The following is a 19,461-nucleotide window of genomic DNA, read 5'->3' as shown; positions in this document are numbered from 1 at the left end:
CGACTTATCACGACCGAACCCCGAAAGTCGGTATGCACCGTCGTGACTTCCTCCGCGCGGGTGCCCTCCTCGGTGCGTCCGGACTTTCGCTCTCGACTTCGACTCGCGCCGACGCGCATCCCGGGCCGTACAAACCGTTCGGTCACGTCGATGTCGAAGGGGCGAAAGAGGCGGTCGTCTCGCCTGATGGAACGGTCGCGTACCTCGCGGCGACCACGGGCTATGTCACGGTCGATATCTCGACACCCGACCGTCCGAGTGTTCTCGCTGAGGTTCGCAATCCGGTCGATGAACACGAAAACGGTCCGCTTCGCGGCATCTTCGACGTGAAACTCGACGTGACCGACCCCGACACGTTAGTCGTCGTCGGCCCCGCGAATCCGATTCCGAGCGTCGTCGCTGGCGCGCTCGTCGTGGACGTATCGGACCCAGCAGACCCCGAACGCGTCTCCTTCTTCGAGACCAAATATCCCATTCACAACTGCTTTGTCCGTGACGAACACGCCTATCTGACGAGAAACGACGGCGAGGCGAACGCACTCGTCGTCATAGACCTCGAATCCGGCGAGGCAGTCGGCGAGTGGTCGCTCACGGACGTCGACGAGGTGTGGGGCGACGTACCGAGCGAACGCAGACCGCTCCACGATGTCTACGTTCACGAGGACACCGCCTACCTCGCTTACTGGGACGCCGGGACGTGGATTCTCGACGTATCGGAGCCAGCAGACCCCACGCTCCTCGGGAGCGTGGCCGCGCCGGACCCGTCGGAACTCTCTGGTTCGTCATCCGAGAGTCGCGGCGAAGCTCTCGTTCCACCGGGCAATCACCACTACGTCGCCACCGACGAATCAGGTACGCTCCTCGGCATCGGCAAGGAGTCGTGGGCACAGCGCATCGGCGGCAACGACGAGGATTCCGAGACGCGTCTGATCGGCGGCCCGTCCGGTATCGACCTCTGGGACGTGTCGGACCCTGCCGCTCCCGAACATCGCTCGACTATCGATCCGCCGCCGTCGCCGGACCCGACGTTTAGCGGTGTCTGGACCACCGCTCACAACTTCGAGTTCCACGATGGACGACTCTACTCGGCGTGGTACCGCGGCGGCGTGAAGCGACACGACGTGTCGGACCCGACGAATCCCGAACAGCTCACGTGGTGGCGGATGCCGGACGAGGCGTCGTTCTGGACGGCCCAACTCGCCACACCGGGCGCAGAGACGGGCTACTTCGTCGGAACGAGTTGGGGAACGCCCAACGCACCCAGTCGCTTGTACACGTTTCCGGACCACGCCGGTCAACAGGCATCGCCGCCGGACCTCATGGCGAACACGTCGAACGGATCGACCACGGGCTCTCTTGTGGGAACGGCGGCTTCGGGGACAAACGGTTCGTCGCAAACGCAGTCCGGAACGGACCACGAGGCGGACACGACAACGGCGGACACGCCCGGATTCGGCATGGAAATCGGTGCGGGCGCACTCGGCATCGCTTCGTGGCGGTTACTCCGGCGAGCGCGACGCGAGTAACACGTCTAAACCGGGCGATAGACCGTGAACGAAACCGTTTTCGGTGTCATTTCTGTCGCGGCAACCGCAAGGCATCAAAGCATGGGGTGCAAAGACTATGGTATGAGCGATGACGGGGACTCGCTGAAACGGCGTATCGAGGATTGGATGGTCGGGCAGATGCCCATCATCCAGATGCACGGCGGCGACAGCGTCGTGCGAAAAGCCGACCCCGAGACCGGTGAGGTCGTCGTCGAACTCGGTGGGGCCTGCGCCGGGTGCGGTATCTCGAACATCACCGCGAACAACATCAAGGCCGACCTCATCATGGACTTCGACGACGTGACAGACGTACAAGTGAAGGTCCCGAGTTCGGGGGATCACGGGGCCAGCACGGTTGAGGGCGGCCGCGGCGGCGAACTCCAGTACGGCGACGAGGACCCCGGACACTTCTGACTCCCTCGCTGACTCAGGTCGCGCGTTGTGCGACCGCTGTAAAACGCGGTCGCTGACCCAGGTCTCGAACGATGCCGCCGAGTTGTGTTCACCAATCGGCGATTTCTCGCCGACCACCTCACACACCGCTCACTTCGACAGCGCGTTCTCCAGACTCGACGCCACCGACCGCGCCTTCTCCGCGAGTTCGTCGCGAATCGTTCCCGCTTCGACGGCCGCGTCCAGTTCGTCGTCATCGACGCGTTCGACGGTGCCGTCAGGATGCTTTATCACGTCTACGTGCAGGTCCACGTAGCGAACTTCGTCGGGGAAGCACTCGACGGGCGTACAGACGTTCACGTACGTTCCCTTCAGGTCGCCCGCCGCACTCCGGTAGACGGTCGGATACCACCATCGACCTTCACGGAACTTCGTGAGGGCCGTGTCGCCCGACTCTCGCGACGTTCCGAGGCCGTCGTACGTCCCGCCGCCTGAGAGCGTCCGCTCCACCGAGAGCGTTCCGTCTTCGCCCCACTCGACCACCTCACCGCGTCCGAGCGAGAACGCGCGGCCGTCCGGTTTCCCGTGGCCGATACCGACAGTGTCGCCCTCGGTTGGACCAAACTGCCGTGTCACCACGTCGAACGGGAACTCACCTGACGGTGCGCACATCGCTTCTACGAAGTCCACACCCGCGCTCGCTTCCTCGCAGGCGGCCTTCGTCCGGTGATGCCCCGGCATCGTCGTCTCGACCTCGCGGCGATGTGCGTCGAGTTCGAAGCGGGACTCGCGCCCGAACCAGACCCACTCACCGGAGGCGGGTGCAGCGAGACATCGAAGCGGTTCCACCTCGTCGGCGCCCGAGAGCGCGTCGTCGATAGACGCCGCACGTTCGACGGCACGTTCGAGTGCCGCGCCGAGCGCGTCCATATCTGCCTTCGTCGCGGCGTGAGACCACTCGATTCCCCACCCATCGGGAACTTCGACCGAGAGGAAGTCGGTCATGCCGACGAGTTCGCGCCCGGCGGCCTCGTCGCGGGTGTCAACGGTCACGCCGTCGCGTCCGCGAACCAGTGTCGCTAACCCGCCGTCGGCACGGATGCCGGTTCCGAGCGAGGCCCGCCGGTCGCTCCACAGCGGTTCGGCCTCGCGCACTTGCACTCGGACGGCGTCGCCTTCCTCGATTCGGTCGTTCGTCTCGTGAAACGGGAGAAAGCCTTCCGCCTCACCCAACGAGCATACCGCACCGGAGCCTTTCGTGTCGGTCACGCGGGCGTCGAACACGGCCCCCGGCGGCGTCGAGTCGGTCCACGACAACGTGTCGATACCGACGGTTGTGAGGTCCGATGTGACCGATTCGACCGCTTCCGGATCGCCGTGAACGCCGACACCCTGTCTGTCATCGGTCGTCGATACCGTCACCTCGTGGTGGCCATCAGCGAACTCGGCATCGAAGCGGGCACGGATGGGTTCGGAGGCCTGCACCACGTCGTGTCCGGCGTCTAAGAGGAGGTGCGTCGCGGCCGTCGTGTAGATACCGCGGACGCGGACGCGCGCGGCGTCGTCGCTCATCGCAACAGGTCCGGGTCGCGCGCGAACCGGACGCGAGCATCGACTGTCGGGCCGAGCGACAGTTCCACCTTCTCGTCGCTCAGGACGCGTCCGCCTTCGACGGGCACGCCCCACGAGTCAAAGCGAAGGTAGCCCCGCAAGTCGCTGCCGTGGGTGAACAGATCGATGAACTCGACTTTGTGCTCCTGTATCTCCGTTGCACTGTGTGCCATCTCCATATCCGAGTACACAGCCCCCTCACCGTCGAAGAACGAGCGTAGCTTCTCTGCGTCGCGTTCGACCGCATCCGCGACGGCGTCCGATGCCGTCCGAATCTCTTCGGTCGTGAGGCCAACGTCCCGAAGGGCGGCCTGCGTTCGCTGGTCGAAGTGCATAGTCGTCCTGTGGTTGGTCCTCGCCCCCTTTCAAGCGCCCGTTTCGCCCCACGACTCCTCGACTTAGCCAAAGATATTTCTCGGCATCCAGTTATATAGTCAGAGGATGGCCGAGAAACAAGACCCGGTCGAACGCGCATCTGACGGCGCTATGGATCTCTACGATATTTCGACGTGGGAACAACGAACATCTGTTGACGGCCTCGCATCAGCCCTGTACTGGTTGTTTCGGGCGTCGTCGCGGTTTCTCATCATCGCGGTCGCGTTCGGCCTGCTCGTCAGTATCGGCGGGTTCGCAGCGATCACGGACCTCGAAATTGGACTGCTGACCGTTCTTTCGGCGATACCGGCGCTCGGTCTCGCTGCCTACGTTTACTACTCCGATATAACGACGGGTGAACCGCTGGTGCTTCTCGTCGGGACGTTCCTCCTCAGCGTGTTGACAGCCAGCTTTGCGGCCATACTCAACAGTTTGATTGGCGGTTACTTCGAAATACTCGGATTTGCCGGGACGTTACTGTCATTCTTCCTCGTTGTCGGTCCCGTTGAGGAGTCGATGAAGTTGCTCGCCGTGCGTCTGTTCGCCTACACTGACGACCGGTTCAACTCCGTTGTTGACGGCGCTGTCTATGGTGCGATGGCAGGGCTGGGCTTCGCATTCATCGAGAACGCTATCTACATCACGCGGGAACTTCCGGTGCAGAATCTCGACCTCAGTCTGGGGCTTCTCGGAATGGGTGGTAGTATCACTGCCGCCCGCGCCCTCGCTGGCCCGGGGCACGTCATCTACAGCGCAATCGCGGGCTACTATCTCGGACTGGCGAAGTTCAACCGCGAGAACCGCGGTCCGATTATCATCAAGGGCCTACTCATCGCGGCGTTCGTCCACGCAATGTACAACGTCACGGTCGGTTTCGGGACCGTGGCTATCGATCTATTCACGCCGCTCAGTGGTCTGTGGGCATCTATCGCCTACGTCCTCATCTACGACGGCATCTTCGGCTACTTCCTGATCCGAAAGATTCGGCGCTACAGTCGCGCCTACCGACAGGCGCACATGCCGACGTACGATGAGGCGTCGATGCAGTCGGAGATGACCGAGTACGAGTAAACGAGTGAGAGAGCGCGCCGACCCCGTCAGCCCCGCGGACGCGACTAATTTCCTACTGGAGGGCGTCGGCGTACCCGGACACCATGTTTTCGACGTACTTCGCCACCACGTCAACCTCGACGTGAACGGGGTCGCCAACCGATTTTTCCGAGAGCGTCGTCAGGTCGTACGTCGTCGGGATGATGGCGACGGCGAAGTCCGACTCACGGCGGTCGGCGACGGTGAGGCTAATGCCGTCGAGACAGACTGATCCCTTGGCGACGACGTACTTGCCTAACTCCTCGGGCAGGTCGAACTCGAAGAACCAGTCGTCGCCGACGCGTTCGATTCCGGTCACGGTCGTCGTCGTATCGACGTGTCCTTGCACGATATGGCCGTCCAGACGGCCGTCGGCGGGAAGCGCGCGTTCGAGGTTCACCCGGTCGCCCTCCGATACGTCTCCGAGATACGTCTTTTCGACAGTCTCTGCGGCGAGGAACACGTCGAACCACTGTTCGTCTGTCGAGTAGTCTTCGACAGTGAGACAGACCCCGCTGACTGCGATAGACTGACCGTGGCGGAGGTCTTCGAACGTCACGTCGGGACTGAGTCGGAGACGGCGGCCGCCGTCGTCGTCCGTCGCGGCGACGACGACGCCGGTTCCTTCCACGATTCCCGTGAACATACTTCGGGTCGTGTCTCACCAGTGAAAAGCATCTCGGAAATGATTGTACTGCGGCGGAGCGGTTTCTCGACTGACCGCCCGGATACTCTTTTGTCGCCGCTCACATACGCTCGCACGATGTCGCTCCTCACTCGGCTTCGCACCAGTTTCATCACGGGCCTGTTCCTCATCGCACCGTTAGCGGTGACGGTGTTCATCCTCGATTTCGTGTTCGACCGACTCACCGGCATCATCCTCAATCCCATCGTCACCACGACGCGCCTGCGAAATTTCACCGGCGACGAACTCCTGCTCGCACAGCTATTGGCAGCGACCATTCTAGCCATCATGCTCACGCTCATCGGCTACGTCGCGTCGCGGGAACTCGGTCGCCGCCTGTTCGGCGGGCTTGAACGCGGGGTTCGACTTGTCCCGCTCGTGCGGACCATCTACTTCGGCGTCAGGCAAGTGTCTGAGTCTCTGACTCGACAGAGCGAGGGGTTCGACCGCGTCGTCCTCGTTGAGTATCCACGCAAGGGCATCTACTCTATCGGGTTCGTCACCACTCACGGGCCGCGGGCCGCAGTGGCGGCAACGGAGAACGATGAACTGCTCACAGTGTTTCTCCCGCACAGTCCGAATCCAACCGCGGGATCACTGATTATGGTCCCGCCGGACGACGTGTTCGACGTGGATATGTCCGTCCGCCGCGGTCTCCGTCTGGTCGTCACGACAGGGTTGGGAACCGAGGATGTAACGGACCTGCCCGAGGGAGTTGTCCGGTAGTCTCGTTCGAACCGGGCACTCACAGGCCCCAGTACAGGGCTATCGCTACCGACGTGACGACGGCGAGGAGGAGTTGCAGGGGCGCGCCGACGCGGACGTAGTCGGAGAACGTGTAGCCGCCGGGACCGTACACCATGAGATTTGTCTGGTAGCCCACAGGCGTCATGAACGCTGTCGTCGCCGCGAATGTGACCCCGAGGACGAACGAGAACGGGTCAGCACCGATGCTGGACGCGGTGGAGGCCGCGATAGGGAGAAAGAGGACGACGCTTGCGACTGGTGTGATGACGTTAGCGAACGCTCCTGTGAGAAGGTAGAACAGCACGAGAACGACAAGTGGGGGAAGACCGACCGCCACGCCACTGACCGCGTCAGCAACGAGTGCGGCCGCTCCCGTCTCTCTCAGAGCGATCCCGAGAGGGATAATGCCTGCGAGCAGGAAGATGACGCTCCAGTTCACCGCGTCGTACGCCTCGTTCGGTGAGAGGACGCCCGTGACGAACATGGCGAGGACTCCCGTGAGAGCGGCGACAGAGATTGGAAGAAGGCCCAGAGCGGCGACGGCGACGACGCCGAACAGGATGCCGAAGGCGATCAGGGCAGTGGAGCTAACGCCGCCTTCACGCACGCGGGCCATCACCTCGTCGAACACTTCTCCCGTGACGACAACGTCGTCGTTCTCTGCGAGAAACTCCGCGGACACTTCGGTTGTCTGCAACAGCAGGGCGTCGCCGCCGTGTAGTTGCGTTTCTCCGATGTCGTCTCGGACGAGTTCGCCGCCCGCCCGCCGGATGGCAAGGACGGTGGCATCGTAGCGTTCCCGGAGGCGCGCACCCGTGACAGTCTCGCCCACTAACGAGGAATCGGCCGGGACGATGAGTTCGACGAGCGTGCTGCGTTCGGGGTTATCGAGTTCCGCGTCTGTCACCGTCGCGCGCGGGAGAAGCCGGAGCGACCCATATTCGACGAACTGCTGGATTGTCGGCGGGTTGCCCCGGACGGTCAATATATCTCTTGACGCTAATTCGCGGTCGGAGTCGGTGGCGACGAAGTGATCCGCGCCGCGGACCACGTCCAACACGTCGAGTCCGAGATCACGGTGGGCATCGGCAGCGACGGTCTGTGCGGAGTTTCCAACGAACGGCGACCGTGCGGTCACGAGGACGCGAGCCAGATACGGTTGCATCTCGTACCGCTCGGTCCGCGACCCCGGCGGGACGCGGGCGGGCAACAGCCACCGGCCGACAGTGAGGAGGTACGCCGCGCCGACGAGGAAGGCGACGATACCGACGGGCGTCAACAGGAACACGCCGAACGGCCGGCCCAAAAGGTCCGCAGACAGTTCCGAGGCGACGAGGTTCGTCGCTGTTCCGAACAGCGTCAACGTCCCGGCGAGCATCGACGCGTACGAGAGCGGGATGAGTAGTTTCGACGGCGAGACGCCCGACTCGTTGGCGAGGTCTGTCACCATCGGGATGAAGACGGCGACGACAGGTGTGTTGTTCACGATACCCGCGATTGGTCCGGTGAGGGCGATGATGGCCACGAGGAGTCGGTTCTCCGACCCGCGAGTGAGATGGGCGACTTCGACGCCGAGACGGCGGACGACGCCCGTTCGCTGGATACCCCGACTGAGGATGTACATCGCTAAGATGGTCACCGTCGCGGGGTTCGAGAATCCCGAGAGACCCTCCGCCGCGGATACCTTCGTAAACGGTTCGAGAGCGACGAGCGCGACGATGACGGCGATGGCCGTCACGTCCGGTGACACCGCTTCAGTAACGAACAGGACGACCGCACCGAGGACGACGGCGAAGACGACGAGGACCGACACCGGGAGCGACACCCCCGCGAGTTGCACGGCGGCCGCGGGGACTGTCTGAAGCATACACACAGTCTCGCGGCCCGATGGGTTAGCCGTATCGCCGCGTTACTCCCCGCACACCGAGTCGTTTTTTCGCATGGACTGCTTTCTCTTGGGTGATGAGGCTCGGAATCCTCGGCACGATTCAACTCGCGGCGACGCTGATATTCGCCGTTCCCGTCGGCGTCTACGGGTTGAACGCGTTTCTCGACGGTCAGCAAGTTCTGGGCGGCGGTCTCGTCGTCGTCGCGGTACTGATGGTCGTTCTCCCGCAGTATCTCACGACGCCGTCCGACATCCCCGCGAAAGTCGGGGAATCAATCGTCGGAAACGTCGTCAAGATGCCGGACGACGAAAAATAGCCGAGAGCGAAACGCCCACGCCTCAGTCCGCCCGCGGCGTGAACGACCGCGGGTACTCGTGCAGCGTCTCGTAGCCGTCTTCGGTGACGACGACGAGTTCTTCTAACCTGACACCGCCTTGCTCGGGGTCGTAGACGCCGGGTTCGACGGTGAACACCATCCCCGATTCCAACTCGACAGGCTCGCGGAGCGACGGCCCTTCGTGAAGCGAGATGCCGACACCGTGGCCCGTCCCATGCGTAAAGCCCGCTTCTCCCTCGTCGGCGTTCGGGTCGAACCCGTGAGCGGTGAGTTCGGCGGCGGCCTCTCGGTGGATCTCGTTCGCGTGTGCGCCGGGTTCTATCTCGGCCAGTCCGGCCTTCAACGCCGCCTCGACAGCGACGTAGGCGCGTCGTTCCCAGCCGCCGTTGCTATCGACGACGTAGGTGCGCGACAAGTCGCCGTAGTAGCCGTGCGGGCCGCGCGGCGAGATGTCCAACAGAATCGTCTCGTCGGGCCGAAGCACGTCCATTCCGGTGTAGTGCAGGTCCGCACAGGTCGGTCCGGCACCGATGACGGTGTTGCCCGCATCGCGGACGCCGTAGACGGCGAGTTCCGCGTTCACCTGTCGGCGAAGTCGTTCCGTCGAGAGGGGGGCATCTTGCCAGATGAGTTCGTCATCCATCGGTTCGGCGGCCGCGAGTATCTCTTCAGCACGGCGCATTCCGCGGACGGCAGCGCGTTGAACGCGACGGAGGCAGTCTATCTCCGATTCGGTCTTGATCAGCCGTGCGTCCGCGACTGCGGTGGTCGATTCGAGGTCGTAGCCCGCCTGTTCGAGGTGGACCGCGGCGTCGTGTGGAATCGACTGCGGGACGAGAACCGTCCCCGACGACGCACCGAGGTCGGAGAGCGTGTTTGCGGCGCGGATGCCCGTTGGGTCGCCCACGTCCGTGGTTCGCACTGTTCCGGCGAACTCGCGTTCGGCCTGTTCTGTGAACAACGCGGGCGCACAGAGTATCGCCTCACCGTCCGCATAGACGAACGCGTAGTTGCGGTCTGGGCCTGAAAAGCGGGTGAGGTAGCGCAGACCGTCGTCAAACCGATTGCCGACCGCGACAAATCCGACGGCGTCGGCGGCAGCAAGCGCGCTATCGAGAAACGCGGGGTCTGTCTCGGGGGCGGGAAGCGAGCCGTGTGGGTCTGGCATCCCTACGGTTCGGGTGCCGGGGCGTCGCCCGTCTGTGCCTCCTCCAGCAGTTCTTCGACTGGAGTGTCACGAACCTCGTTGTGGAGCAAGACGCTCACCGGGAGCGTCGGCGCACCTTTGATGAGGTTCTCTAAGATGACAAGGCGTTCGCGGGCGCGGGACATCCCGACGTAGAAGACGCGGCGCTCGTTGTCGGTTAGGATTGGAACGGGGTCGGTCGAAGTGGTGAACTCCTCGACACCGCTGACTTCTTCGTCGTCCACCGAGGCGGCCATCTGTTCGACCACCTTCTCGGTCAGGTCTGTCGAGACGAACACGTGGTCGGCCTCACGACCCTTTGCGGAGTGGATGGTGCCGACGCGGACGCGGTTGGGGTCCATTCCCTGATACTCGCCAGCGAAGTACGCTTCGACGGATTTGCGCTGGAACGACGTGACCTTACGAACCATGTCGCCCGCGGCGGCCCCGTCGGGGACGAACGGCGCGTGGTCGGTGATAACATCCAGTTCGACTTCGAGGTCGGTGAGGTCTTCGACGCCGGTCTCTTCCTGCAACTCGTCGATGTAGTCGAACAGGTCGTCGCGTTCGTTCGACCCGAACGCGGACTCTTGCAGCATGTCTGCGAGGCGTCGCGCCTCTAATCCGTTGATGTTCTCTTCGCGCTCCAGTTTCTCGATTGCCTCGACGTACTCCGTGAGGCGGTCCGTCCACATCCGCTGGTCGGTGAGTACCGAGAACGGGATGCCGAGCGGGAGGAACTCATCGATGAACTGGAACATCTGATAGCGCGCGCGGAACAGCACCATGATGCTCTCATCGTCTTCGTCCTCTTCGATGGTGTAGCGGACGTTGCGCGCGAGATCAAGCATCGATGGTGAGGCGACCCCTTCGACAACACCGCCTTCTTTCCGCGGGTGCAGGTCTTTCTCTTGGCGCTTGTCGATGTGACGAATCTCCTCGTTCACTACGTCGAGAATACGCGAGGGAAGTCGGTAGGAGTTCGGCAGTACGACGTCCTCGTCGCGTTCGGCGTCGAGGAGCAGGTTCGGGTCCGCACCCTGCCACGCGTAGACAACCTGGTCGTCGTCACCTGCAATCAGGACGCCTTCGAGGTGGGGAAGCCACTCTTGGTAGACGTCGTACTGCAGGGTCGTGATGTCCTGGAATTCGTCGATGACGAGGTAGTCTACGTTCGGAACGAGCGACCGTTGCCGAACCCGTTCGAGCATGTCAGCGAAGCCGACGAGCCCGTTGTCACCTTTGTATTTCCGCCACCCGCGGATGACGCCCGGGACGTCGATTCGGTCGTCGTCAGAGGGCCACGTCGGAGTGTATTTGTTGCCTTCCTGTGCGTTGGGGTCTATTTCCGGCGGGAGTCGGACCTCCTCGACGTTCCAGTTGAACGGGACGTCGTACCAGTCGGCTACGTCACGACGGGTTCGCTGAAGCCACTGGCTCGTGGCGATTATTTTGTTGCCGATAGTCGTCGAACGGGCGGTTCGGCGACCAGCACCGCCGTATTCGTCCTCGAACTCGACGCCGTACTCCTCACAGAACTCCTTTTTGTCCTTCTCACCGACGACGTCGTTCCGCGAGAGATCGAGGAGTTCGTACGCCTTCGCGTGCATCGTAGCGACGTTGCCCTGCAACGCACGTGGCGAGATATCGAGTCGCTCTGCGAGGCGTTCTCGAATCTCGGCGGCGGCGGCGCGGGTGTAGGAGACGACGAGGATATCACGAATCGTCACGTCGTCGTCTTCGAGCATCTCCTCGACCCGGTCGAGGAGTGCTGTCGTTTTCCCGCTACCCGGCCCCCCGAAGAGACGGGTGACTTTCGCGTCGGAGTCACTCATTGTACCCGTTCACGCCCTTATCACAGATAAACTGCCTGCTTTTCGGAACTGGCTATCCGTTAAAAAAGAGCGGCAAACGCGAGTTTTGGAGTCGAGTCGGATCGAGTCGAACGTCGTTTTCGGTCAGGGTCGCGGGTCCCATCCGCAAACCGAACAATCAACGGCCGATCTGTCATGAAGTGCACCACAGTCTGGACACTGTTTCTTATTATACGATGTCTCCCAGTCTTCGCTCGATACCGCGTGACCGCGGTCGTCCAAGAACTGGTCGAACAGTGCCTCGTCGGCGTTGGGTGCTGAGGCCATACGTGGTGTGCTATGCCGTACCAGTACTTAGTCTTGTTGCCCGTCCTTATCTCTCGAGACCTGTCAGTAGTACTCAATAGGGAGGCGGGCATCATTTCATGTCGAACTCCCGGTCTGTGACGGCTCGACTCAAACGCGAAATTAGCTGTCTCCGAGCGGTTCAGTCCCGTTGGAGACCGTCCACCGATTCGAATATTCTCGTCGCGTCGTCACAGGAGGTGTCGGTCGAAAGTGAACGTCCGCGGCTTCTCGGGCAAGTCCGTCGGTCGGGTCGCCGACTGGCTCAGTTGGCGTTCGCGGTCAACGAGTCGTCCGCAAAAATCAGTCGCGGTGTGGTCGGTCGCGGTTCGTCGCCCTCTACGCGTCGATGCCGTACAGGTCGCCGTACTTCTCGGTCACGTAATCTATGAAGGCGTCGGCGGTGAAGTCCTCGTCCGTCGCCTGCACGACGAGTTCGTTCGTCTCGTAGCGCGCTCCGTGTTGGTGGACGTTCTCGGTCAGCCACTCGTGAAGCGGTTCGAAGTCGCCCGCTTCGATGTGGCCCGCTAGGTCGTCGATATCTTCCTCGGCGGCGGCGTACAACTGCGCGGCCATCACGGATCCGAGCGAGTACGTCGGGAAGTAGCCGAAGTTGCCGTGACTCCAGTGGATGTCTTGCAGACAGCCTTCCGAGTCGGTTTCGGGACGGATGCCGAGATACTCTTCGTACTTGTCATTCCACACTTCGGGCACGTCCTCGACGTCGATGTCGCCCGCGATGAGTGCGCGCTCGATCTCGAACCGGATGATGATGTGGAGGTGGTAGGTCAACTCGTCCGATTCGACGCGGATGAGGTTGTCGTCGTACACCTGATTCGCCGCTTCGTACGCCTCCTGTAGCGTCACGTCTTCGGCCTTCTGGAAGTGTTCCTTGAACGTCGGGAGCAGGACGTTCCAGAACGCCTCCGAGCGGCCGACGTGGTTCTCCCAGAGACGCGACTGGGACTCGTGGACCGAGAGGTTACGGTCCTCTCCGAGTGGCGTCGCGTAGTGTTCGTCCGGCAAGCCGAGGTTGTACGTCGCGTGCCCGAATTCGTGGACCGTCGAGAACAGCGACCCGAGGGGGTCGGTCTCGTCGAAGCGCGTCGTCACGCGGGCGTCGAACATCGTTCCCGAGGAGAACGGGTGCGAGGAGGTGTCCATACGGCCGCGTTCCCACGGGTAGCCGAGCGTCGAGAGGACGTCGCGGCAGAGTTCCTCTTGACCGTCTTCGGAGTAGTCGCCCTTGCTCGTGAACGCATCCGTGGCGATGTCGTCGCCTTCCTCCCGAATCTGTTCGATCATCGGGACGAGCGTATCGCGGAGTTCGCTGAGAATCTCCTCGGCCTGTTCGAGTGGAAGACACGGCTCGAACTCCTCGAATAGCACCTCGTAGGGATCCTTGTCGGGGTCGATGTGTTCGGCGTACTCGCGCTTGAGTTCGATATGCTTCTCTAAGTAGGGTGCGAACACCGAGAAGTCGTCTTCGGCTTTCGCTTCTTCCCACGCCGGAAGCGCCTCCGATGAGGTGGTCGAAATCTCTTCGACCAGTTCCGAGGGGACGCTCACCGCGCGGTCGTACTGGCGGCGAATCTCGCGGACGACGGCCGCTTGTTCGTCCGTCAGGTCGGCGTCTTCGAGTTCGTCCAGTTTCTCGCCGACTGCCTCGTCGGTGAGTAAGTCGTGTGCGACAGCGGAGAGCGTCGAGAGTTGCTGGGAACGTGCTGGGGTACCGCCTTCGGGCATCATCACCTGCTGGTCCCACGAGAGTAGTCCGCCCGCGTTGCGGACGTTCGCCACGCGCTTGTACGTCTGGAGGAGTTCCGTGTAGGCGTCTGGTGCCGACTCCGCGTCGGCCCCTGCGGTTTCAGTTGCCATATCGAACCGAAACACGTCCCGCATTATCAACTATGTGTATACGGAGTGTGGTGGTGTAACATAGCAATACGAGACGGCGTCCTTACTCACTCGCCCACGACGCCGCTGCGACGCGGTATGTCTCGTAGCACCGCTCCAGCACGTCCAACGATACGCTCTCGTCTTTCGTGTGGGCCTCGCCGGGTTCCGACGGCCCGTAGATGACACATGTCGTCCCTGCCTCCGCCAATCGCCCCGCGTCCGTCGCGTGCGGTTTCGTCACCTGTGCAGGTGTCTCGTCTCCACGCGCGTCGTGAACTCGTCGGGCCGCGTCGAGGACGCGGTCGGCGAAGTCTGCGTCGTCGCACCGCATGGGCGGGAGGTCCTGTTCGATGACCCACTCGACGCCCTCGATTGCTTCGACGCGTTCTAACTCGGCGTACTCGCCGGGAACGGTTCGTTCGTCTACCGTCACCGCACATCGTTCGGGGACGACGTTCCATGCCGACCCGCCGTCGATTTCGGTGACGACGACGCTCCCCGAGAGGCGTTCGCCGAACACCTCCGCCTCGGGTACGTCGAGTCCCCGAATCACGTCTACGGCGTCGCAGGCGCGGTAGACGGCGTTCGCTCCGGCCTCGGGTTCGCTCGCGTGCGCGGCGGACCCGTGGGCGACGACGGTCGAGGCGCGGCGGCCCTTGTGTGCGACCGCTACGTCGGTTACGTCCGCGCCCGAGTAGTTGGTCGAGCCCTCGCCGACGATGGCGTAGTCGGGTGCGAATCCGTCGGCTATCGCGCCGCGCGCACCCTCTCCGCCGGTTTCCTCGCCGACGAACGAGGCGAAGACGAGTTCGCCTGCCGGGGCGGCGTCGCGGAAGGCGAGCATCGACGCCGCGACGGCCCCTTTCATGTCCGCCGTCCCGCGGCCGTACAGTCGCCCATCTCGTTCTTCGACGACGAACTCGCCGCTGTCTTCGACCTGCGACTCGTCCGGGGGCACCACGTCGTGGTGGCCGACGAGCGCCAGTGAGGTGCCCGTTCCTTTCCGAGCGAGTACGTTCCCGTGGTCGTCTCGCGTCACATCCGCGTCCGTCTCCTCTCGAAGCCACGATTCGATGGCATCGCCGCACGCCGTCTCATCTTCGTGACTCGGAATGGAGACGAGTCGTCGGGTCAATGTGACCAGTTCGTCCCGCGTCTCGGTCGTCGCTGCGTCACTCATCGTCATGGAGTCGGCGGCGGCCCACGAAAATCCTCCGGCGGCTTCTCTTCTCCCGGCGCTATCGAATCTCGTAATACCGACGCGGCTGCTGTGGTGCAATCACCCGTCGATATGGGGGTCTTATCATTCTTTGAGAATTTGATGCCAGTGTTATGCTGTCTCCTGAGTGAACACCGTGTATGAGTCCACTCGCCGCGTACGAACGACTCCTCTGGGGCATCATGGACGTACTCGGTGTCTCTCGTTCCGTTTCGCGTAAAGTACTGACCGCTGTCGCCATCCAGTTTGGCATCTCGGTCGGGCAGGTTGCGCTCCCGTCTTTCGTTTCCGGTTCGACGCAGACACTGCTCTCAGCCGCGCTGTTCGTGGGCGCTCTCATCGCGTTTGCCAACACGGTTTTGATCGTCCGCCGAGACGTGGTCCGTCCGCTCGAACGACTCTCCGATTCTGCGTCCGCCGTCGCCGCGGGCGACCTCTCGACGCCGCCGCCGTCCGTCGAAGGCGACGACGAAATCGCCCGTCTCACGGCTGATTTCGAGGACATGCACGCACACCTCCAGACCGTCTCAGAACAGGCGACAGCCCTCGCAGACCGCGAGTTCGACGACCCCGTCCTCGACGAGTCGCTTCCGGGTTCGTTCGGTGATGCACTCGACCGAATGGCCGTCGATTTGGCGGCGCACACGCGGAACCTCCAGCGACTCGTAGATGCCTTTGCGGAAGCGACCGAGCGTGCGGCGGCGGGTGACTTGACCGCGTTGCTACCTGTTGAGGAAGTCGGCGGCGAGAACGAACGGTACGTCGAGGTCGCTCGTTCGTACAACGAATTCGTCCGCGAACTGTCAAGCACTATCGCGGAGGTTCAGTCGTTCGCGGCCGAGGTTTCGACGATGAGCGACGAGGCACAGACGAGCATCGAACGCGCGAACGAGGCCAGCGGCGCGGTGGCGTCGGCCGTCTCTGAAATTTCCGACGGGGCAGACGAGCAGACCGAACATCTCCAGACCGTCGCGGACGAACTCTCGACGCTCTCTGCGACTGTCGAGGAGATCGCCGCATCGGCCGAAGACGTTGCTGTGACGGTCGAAACCGCGGCCGAACGGGGCCGTGACGGCCGCGACGTAGCGACGGAGGCGATGGACGAACTCGACGTGGTCGAGTCACAGATCGACGAGACAGCGTCGGCTGTCGTCGCCCTTGGCGAACGGATCGAGGAGATAGACGAGATTGCGGAGTTCATCGACGACGTGGGGTCGCAGACCGATCTTCTCGCCATCAACGCGGCTATCGAGGCCGCACACGCCGGGGAGGCGGGCGATGGATTCGGCGTCGTCGCCGAGGAAGTGAAAGCGCTCGCCGAGGAGACCCGCGAATCCGCAGACGAGGTGTCGGCGCTCATCGAGGATGTGACCGAACGCTCCGAGGAGACGCTGGCGACCGTCCGCGAGACGAACCGGCAGGTCGCAGAGAGCGTTGAGACGGTGGAGACCGCCATCGAGGAGTTCGAAGCCATCGTCGCCGCCGTCGAAGACGTGAACACGAGCGTTCGAGAGGTGAGTGAGGCGACAGACCAGCAGGCGTCCTCCTCGCAGGACGTCGCCGCGCACGTGGACGAAGTGGCGAATATCTCCGAGGAGACGGCCGCACGGACTGATTCTGCCGAGGACGCGGCGACTCGTCAGGCCGAATCGGTAGACGACATCGCCGACCGAACGCGGACACTCTCGGAACGTGCGGCGGCGTTAGAGCGTCTCGTCGGTTCTTTCGAACTCGTAGACGATGCCGAATCACAGACGGCGACCGTGGGCGCGCAGGCAGCGGACGACTGACTGGCATCCAGAACCTCGGTGAACGACTGGCTCCCATTCGTGCGTCGGTGAAGGGACGCTGTTCGGCCATCTATACCCTTATCCGTGTTCCGTTCGAACCGCCGCACATGAAGCTAGTGCCGGACACGAGCGCGGTCATTGACGGTCGCGTGTCCGAGCGAGTCGAGTCGGGCGACGCCGAGACGACGGTTTGCGTGCCCGAAGCTGTCGTCGGCGAACTCGAATCGCAGGCGAATCAGGGGTACGACACCGGGTGGGAGGGTCTTTCTGAACTCCAGCGCCTCACCGAACTCGCTGACGAGGGAGCGCTGACCGTCGAGTACGTCGGTCGGCGAACGAAACCGAGCGAGGCGACCGGCGCACACGAGGGGGACATCGACGCGCTCATCCGCGACATCGCCGAGGAACACGAGGCGACGCTTCTGACGAGCGACCAAGTGCAGGCCGAAGTCGCGCGGGCGAAAGGTATCGACGTGGAGTTCGTCGAAGCCCGAACCCGCGGATCCGGCGATTTGGTCATCGAGGAGTTCTTCGACGACGAGACGATGTCGGTCCACCTCAAAACCGGGACGAAACCGAAGGCCAAGCGCGGAGCTATCGGTGAGATGCATTATCAGACTATCTCCGAGGAGGTGTCCGACGAGGAGACGATGAAGGCGTGGGCCGACGATATCGAGAACTCCGCTCGCGCGAGTCCCAACGGCTTCGTCGAACTCGCCGAACCCGGCATGAGCATCGTCCAGTTCCGCGATTACCGCATCGCGCTCGCTCGCCCGCCGTTCTCCGACGGCATCGAGATTACCGCTGTCCGACCTATCGTCAAGACGGACTTAGACGAGTACGAGTTCGCCGACGAACTGCGCGACCGACTCAGCGAACGCCAGCGCGGTGTCCTCATCTCGGGATCACCCGGTGCCGGGAAGTCAACGTTCGCGCAGGCCGTCGCCGAATTCCTCAACGAGAGCGACTACGCGGTGAAGACGATGGAAAAACCGCGCGACCTGCAGGTCGGTCCCGAAATCACCCAGTACACCGCTCTCGACGGCCAGATGGAGAAGACGGCCGACTCTCTCCTGCTCGTTCGTCCGGATTACACGATCTACGACGAGGTGCGGAAAACCGACGACTTCGAGGTGTTCGCAGATATGCGTCTTGCGGGCGTCGGCATGGTCGGTGTCGTCCACGCTACCCGCGCTATCGACGCTCTCCAACGTCTCGTCGGCCGCGTCGAACTCGGGATGATTCCACAAGTGGTTGACACCGTCGTCTACATCGAGGACGGTCGCGTCGATACCGTCTACGACGTGCAGACGCAGGTCAAGGTTCCCGAGGGACTCACCGCTGAGGACCTTGCTCGTCCCGTCATCCAAGTCACCGACTTCGAGACGAACACGCCGGCATACGAGATATACACGTTCAACCGGCAGGTCGTCACCGTTCCGCTCGGCGAGGAGGGCGAGGGACGCAACGAGACGGGGGTCAGTCGCCTCGCTCGACAGGAAATCGAACGCGAGATTCGCTCTATCGCTCGCGGTCACGTCGATGTCGAACTGCAAGGGCAGGAGAAGGCGACCGTCTACGTGGACGAGGACGACATCTCCTACGTCATCGGCAAAGGCGGCGGCCGCATCTCGGACATCGAGGACCGCCTCGGCATCGACATCGACGTGCGGACGCACGAGGAGAATCCGAGCCAATCGGCCGCGAGTTCCGGTACGTCCGGTGGCGGCGACCAAGGAGAAATCGTCACGCCAGAGGTCACCTCACGACACGTCGTCGTCCGGATGGACGACCACGTCGGCGAGACGGTGGAAGTTCGCGCCGACGGCGAGTACCTCTTTACCGCGACCGTCGGTCGCGGCGGCGACATTCAGGTTTCCCGCGGAAGCGCTATCGCGGACGAACTCGAACAGGCTATCGACCGCAAACAGCGCATCACGGTCCACCCGGCGTAGCGTCACCGGTCCGAGCTGTTTTTCGTCCGACTTTCACTTGTCGTTTGTTCCGTTCAGTGCTTCACGCGCGTTCTGCCTCAGACGCTCCGTTTTGCTTCACGCGCGTTCTGCCTCAGACGCTCCGTTTTGCTTCACGCGCGTTCTGCCCCAGACGCTCTGCTCTGGCACGTGCGAAGCATCGCTCACAGTCAGAAAGAGAGAGAAGCTTACCGTCCGCGTCGCCGCGCGGTGTGATCGTGAGTCGATACCGTTCGCACCCGAGTTAGCGGGGTTACTCGGCGCAGCAGGCCTCTGCTTCGTCCGCATCGCCCTCCGAGGGGTGTTTCGGGGCCGCCTCGGTGAGTTGATAGAGGTTCTGCCGCGCGTCTGCGAAGTAGACATCTTCGTCCACGACGCCGATTCCCTCGAGTCGTTCGAGTGCGTAGCGTACCGTTCGAGCCGACAGCATCGACTCCTGAACGATGCCCTTCTGCGTCAGGGGGCCGTTGTATTCGAGTACTTTGAAAACTAACTTCGCACTCGGAGGGAGGTCGTCGAGACTCTCCTGTTCTGCCTCAGCCATCGTTACGAATCGAAACGT

Annotated in this window: 17 protein-coding genes; 7 read left to right on the top strand and 10 right to left on the bottom strand. The window is 62.8% G+C overall.

The window, feature by feature from the left end:
- Nucleotides 1-32 precede the first annotated feature (32 nt).
- Entirely contained in the window at nt 33-1,526 is a 1,494-nt protein-coding gene (locus HBOR_RS13460; RefSeq protein WP_006056212.1) for an LVIVD repeat-containing protein, read from the top strand.
- 102 nt (nt 1,527-1,628) lie between these two features.
- The gene (locus tag HBOR_RS20320; RefSeq protein WP_006056213.1) at nt 1,629-1,961 is read left to right on the top strand and encodes a NifU family protein; all 333 of its coding nucleotides are present in this window, start codon (nt 1,629-1,631) and stop codon (nt 1,959-1,961) included.
- A gap of 129 nt (nt 1,962-2,090) precedes the next feature.
- On the opposite strand, the gene HBOR_RS13450 is transcribed toward HBOR_RS20320, so the two are convergent.
- Nucleotides 2,091-3,512: a DUF402 domain-containing protein gene (locus HBOR_RS13450; protein ID WP_006056214.1), complete on the bottom strand. Its 1,422-nt coding sequence runs from the start codon at nt 3,510-3,512 to the stop codon at nt 2,091-2,093.
- Nucleotides 3,509-3,886 (bottom strand): DUF7532 family protein, encoded by a 378-nt coding sequence (locus HBOR_RS13445; RefSeq protein ID WP_006056215.1) that lies wholly within the window; start codon nt 3,884-3,886, stop codon nt 3,509-3,511. Before HBOR_RS13445 ends, HBOR_RS13450 begins: the two co-directional genes overlap by 4 nt.
- Before the next feature lie 106 nt (nt 3,887-3,992).
- On the opposite strand from HBOR_RS13445, the gene HBOR_RS13440 reads away from it, so the two are divergent.
- Nucleotides 3,993-4,997, top strand: coding sequence for a PrsW family intramembrane metalloprotease (locus HBOR_RS13440; RefSeq protein WP_006056216.1), 1,005 nt, complete (start codon nt 3,993-3,995; stop codon nt 4,995-4,997).
- Nucleotides 4,998-5,049: 52 nt separating this feature from the next.
- Here HBOR_RS13440 and HBOR_RS13435 read toward each other — a convergent pair whose 3' ends face one another.
- Nucleotides 5,050-5,661, bottom strand: coding sequence for a riboflavin synthase (locus HBOR_RS13435; RefSeq protein ID WP_006056217.1), 612 nt, complete (start codon nt 5,659-5,661; stop codon nt 5,050-5,052).
- Nucleotides 5,662-5,778: 117 nt separating this feature from the next.
- On the opposite strand from HBOR_RS13435, the gene HBOR_RS13430 reads away from it, so the two are divergent.
- Nucleotides 5,779-6,426: a DUF502 domain-containing protein gene (locus tag HBOR_RS13430; protein WP_006056218.1), complete on the top strand. Its 648-nt coding sequence runs from the start codon at nt 5,779-5,781 to the stop codon at nt 6,424-6,426.
- Between the two features lie 19 nt (nt 6,427-6,445).
- Here the strand turns inward: HBOR_RS13430 and HBOR_RS13425 are convergent, their stop codons facing one another.
- Nucleotides 6,446-8,314: an SLC13 family permease gene (locus tag HBOR_RS13425; protein ID WP_006056219.1), complete on the bottom strand. Its 1,869-nt coding sequence runs from the start codon at nt 8,312-8,314 to the stop codon at nt 6,446-6,448.
- 95 nt (nt 8,315-8,409) lie between these two features.
- Between HBOR_RS13425 and HBOR_RS13420 the strand changes: the two genes are divergently transcribed.
- Nucleotides 8,410-8,652 (top strand): DUF7533 family protein, encoded by a 243-nt coding sequence (locus HBOR_RS13420; protein ID WP_006056220.1) that lies wholly within the window; start codon nt 8,410-8,412, stop codon nt 8,650-8,652.
- Between the two features lie 22 nt (nt 8,653-8,674).
- Here the strand turns inward: HBOR_RS13420 and HBOR_RS13415 are convergent, their stop codons facing one another.
- From HBOR_RS13415 to HBOR_RS13400, 5 genes are all read right to left on the bottom strand, one after another.
- Entirely contained in the window at nt 8,675-9,841 is a 1,167-nt protein-coding gene (locus HBOR_RS13415; RefSeq protein ID WP_006056221.1) for a M24 family metallopeptidase, read from the bottom strand.
- 2 nt (nt 9,842-9,843) lie between these two features.
- Complete coding sequence (locus HBOR_RS13410) at nt 9,844-11,694, bottom strand: UvrD-helicase domain-containing protein (protein ID WP_006056222.1); 1,851 nt, start codon at nt 11,692-11,694, stop codon at nt 9,844-9,846.
- 123 nt (nt 11,695-11,817) lie between these two features.
- Nucleotides 11,818-12,000 (bottom strand): HVO_0416 family zinc finger protein, encoded by a 183-nt coding sequence (locus HBOR_RS20315; protein WP_013440698.1) that lies wholly within the window; start codon nt 11,998-12,000, stop codon nt 11,818-11,820.
- A 357-nt stretch (nt 12,001-12,357) separates the two neighbouring features.
- On the bottom strand, nt 12,358-13,896 hold the full coding sequence (locus HBOR_RS13405; protein ID WP_049890613.1) for a carboxypeptidase M32: 1,539 nt from the start codon (nt 13,894-13,896) through the stop codon (nt 12,358-12,360).
- Nucleotides 13,897-13,978: 82 nt separating this feature from the next.
- Nucleotides 13,979-15,103 carry a M20 family metallopeptidase gene (locus HBOR_RS13400; RefSeq protein WP_006056224.1) on the bottom strand — a complete coding sequence of 375 codons (1,125 nt, stop codon included), beginning with the start codon at nt 15,101-15,103 and terminating at the stop codon, nt 13,979-13,981.
- Between the two features lie 173 nt (nt 15,104-15,276).
- Here HBOR_RS13400 and HBOR_RS13395 point away from each other — a divergent pair, with 173 nt between their 5' ends.
- Together HBOR_RS13395 and HBOR_RS13390 are read left to right on the top strand one after the other, a co-directional pair.
- Nucleotides 15,277-16,926 carry a methyl-accepting chemotaxis protein gene (locus HBOR_RS13395; RefSeq protein WP_006056225.1) on the top strand — a complete coding sequence of 550 codons (1,650 nt, stop codon included), beginning with the start codon at nt 15,277-15,279 and terminating at the stop codon, nt 16,924-16,926.
- A 107-nt stretch (nt 16,927-17,033) separates the two neighbouring features.
- Nucleotides 17,034-18,881, top strand: coding sequence for a PINc/VapC family ATPase (locus HBOR_RS13390; protein ID WP_006056226.1), 1,848 nt, complete (start codon nt 17,034-17,036; stop codon nt 18,879-18,881).
- 271 nt (nt 18,882-19,152) lie between these two features.
- Here the strand turns inward: HBOR_RS13390 and HBOR_RS13385 are convergent, their stop codons facing one another.
- Nucleotides 19,153-19,443 carry a MarR family transcriptional regulator gene (locus tag HBOR_RS13385; RefSeq protein WP_006056227.1) on the bottom strand — a complete coding sequence of 97 codons (291 nt, stop codon included), beginning with the start codon at nt 19,441-19,443 and terminating at the stop codon, nt 19,153-19,155.
- Between the last annotated feature and the right edge of the window lie 18 nt (nt 19,444-19,461).

Source organism: Halogeometricum borinquense DSM 11551 (assembly GCF_000172995.2).
GTDB classification, from domain to species: Archaea; Halobacteriota; Halobacteria; order Halobacteriales; family Haloferacaceae; genus Halogeometricum; species Halogeometricum borinquense.
This window is presented reverse-complemented; position numbering and strand designations above follow the sequence as displayed.

Bases quoted from the DNA above. Each gene is read 5' to 3' on its own strand.
- HBOR_RS13460 (WP_006056212.1), top strand. From the start codon at position 33: ATGCACCGTCGTGACTTCCTCCGCGCGGGTGCCCTCCTCGGTGCGTCC.
- HBOR_RS20320 (WP_006056213.1), top strand. From the start codon at position 1,629: ATGAGCGATGACGGGGACTCGCTGAAACGGCGTATCGAGGATTGGATG.
- HBOR_RS13450 (WP_006056214.1), bottom strand. From the start codon at position 3,512: ATGAGCGACGACGCCGCGCGCGTCCGCGTCCGCGGTATCTACACGACG.
- HBOR_RS13445 (WP_006056215.1), bottom strand. From the start codon at position 3,886: ATGCACTTCGACCAGCGAACGCAGGCCGCCCTTCGGGACGTTGGCCTC.
- HBOR_RS13440 (WP_006056216.1), top strand. From the start codon at position 3,993: ATGGCCGAGAAACAAGACCCGGTCGAACGCGCATCTGACGGCGCTATG.
- HBOR_RS13435 (WP_006056217.1), bottom strand. From the start codon at position 5,661: ATGTTCACGGGAATCGTGGAAGGAACCGGCGTCGTCGTCGCCGCGACG.
- HBOR_RS13430 (WP_006056218.1), top strand. From the start codon at position 5,779: ATGTCGCTCCTCACTCGGCTTCGCACCAGTTTCATCACGGGCCTGTTC.
- HBOR_RS13425 (WP_006056219.1), bottom strand. From the start codon at position 8,314: ATGCTTCAGACAGTCCCCGCGGCCGCCGTGCAACTCGCGGGGGTGTCG.
- HBOR_RS13420 (WP_006056220.1), top strand. From the start codon at position 8,410: ATGAGGCTCGGAATCCTCGGCACGATTCAACTCGCGGCGACGCTGATA.
- HBOR_RS13415 (WP_006056221.1), bottom strand. From the start codon at position 9,841: ATGCCAGACCCACACGGCTCGCTTCCCGCCCCCGAGACAGACCCCGCG.
- HBOR_RS13410 (WP_006056222.1), bottom strand. From the start codon at position 11,694: ATGAGTGACTCCGACGCGAAAGTCACCCGTCTCTTCGGGGGGCCGGGT.
- HBOR_RS20315 (WP_013440698.1), bottom strand. From the start codon at position 12,000: ATGGCCTCAGCACCCAACGCCGACGAGGCACTGTTCGACCAGTTCTTG.
- HBOR_RS13405 (WP_049890613.1), bottom strand. From the start codon at position 13,896: ATGGCAACTGAAACCGCAGGGGCCGACGCGGAGTCGGCACCAGACGCC.
- HBOR_RS13400 (WP_006056224.1), bottom strand. From the start codon at position 15,103: ATGACGATGAGTGACGCAGCGACGACCGAGACGCGGGACGAACTGGTC.
- HBOR_RS13395 (WP_006056225.1), top strand. From the start codon at position 15,277: ATGAGTCCACTCGCCGCGTACGAACGACTCCTCTGGGGCATCATGGAC.
- HBOR_RS13390 (WP_006056226.1), top strand. From the start codon at position 17,034: ATGAAGCTAGTGCCGGACACGAGCGCGGTCATTGACGGTCGCGTGTCC.
- HBOR_RS13385 (WP_006056227.1), bottom strand. From the start codon at position 19,443: ATGGCTGAGGCAGAACAGGAGAGTCTCGACGACCTCCCTCCGAGTGCG.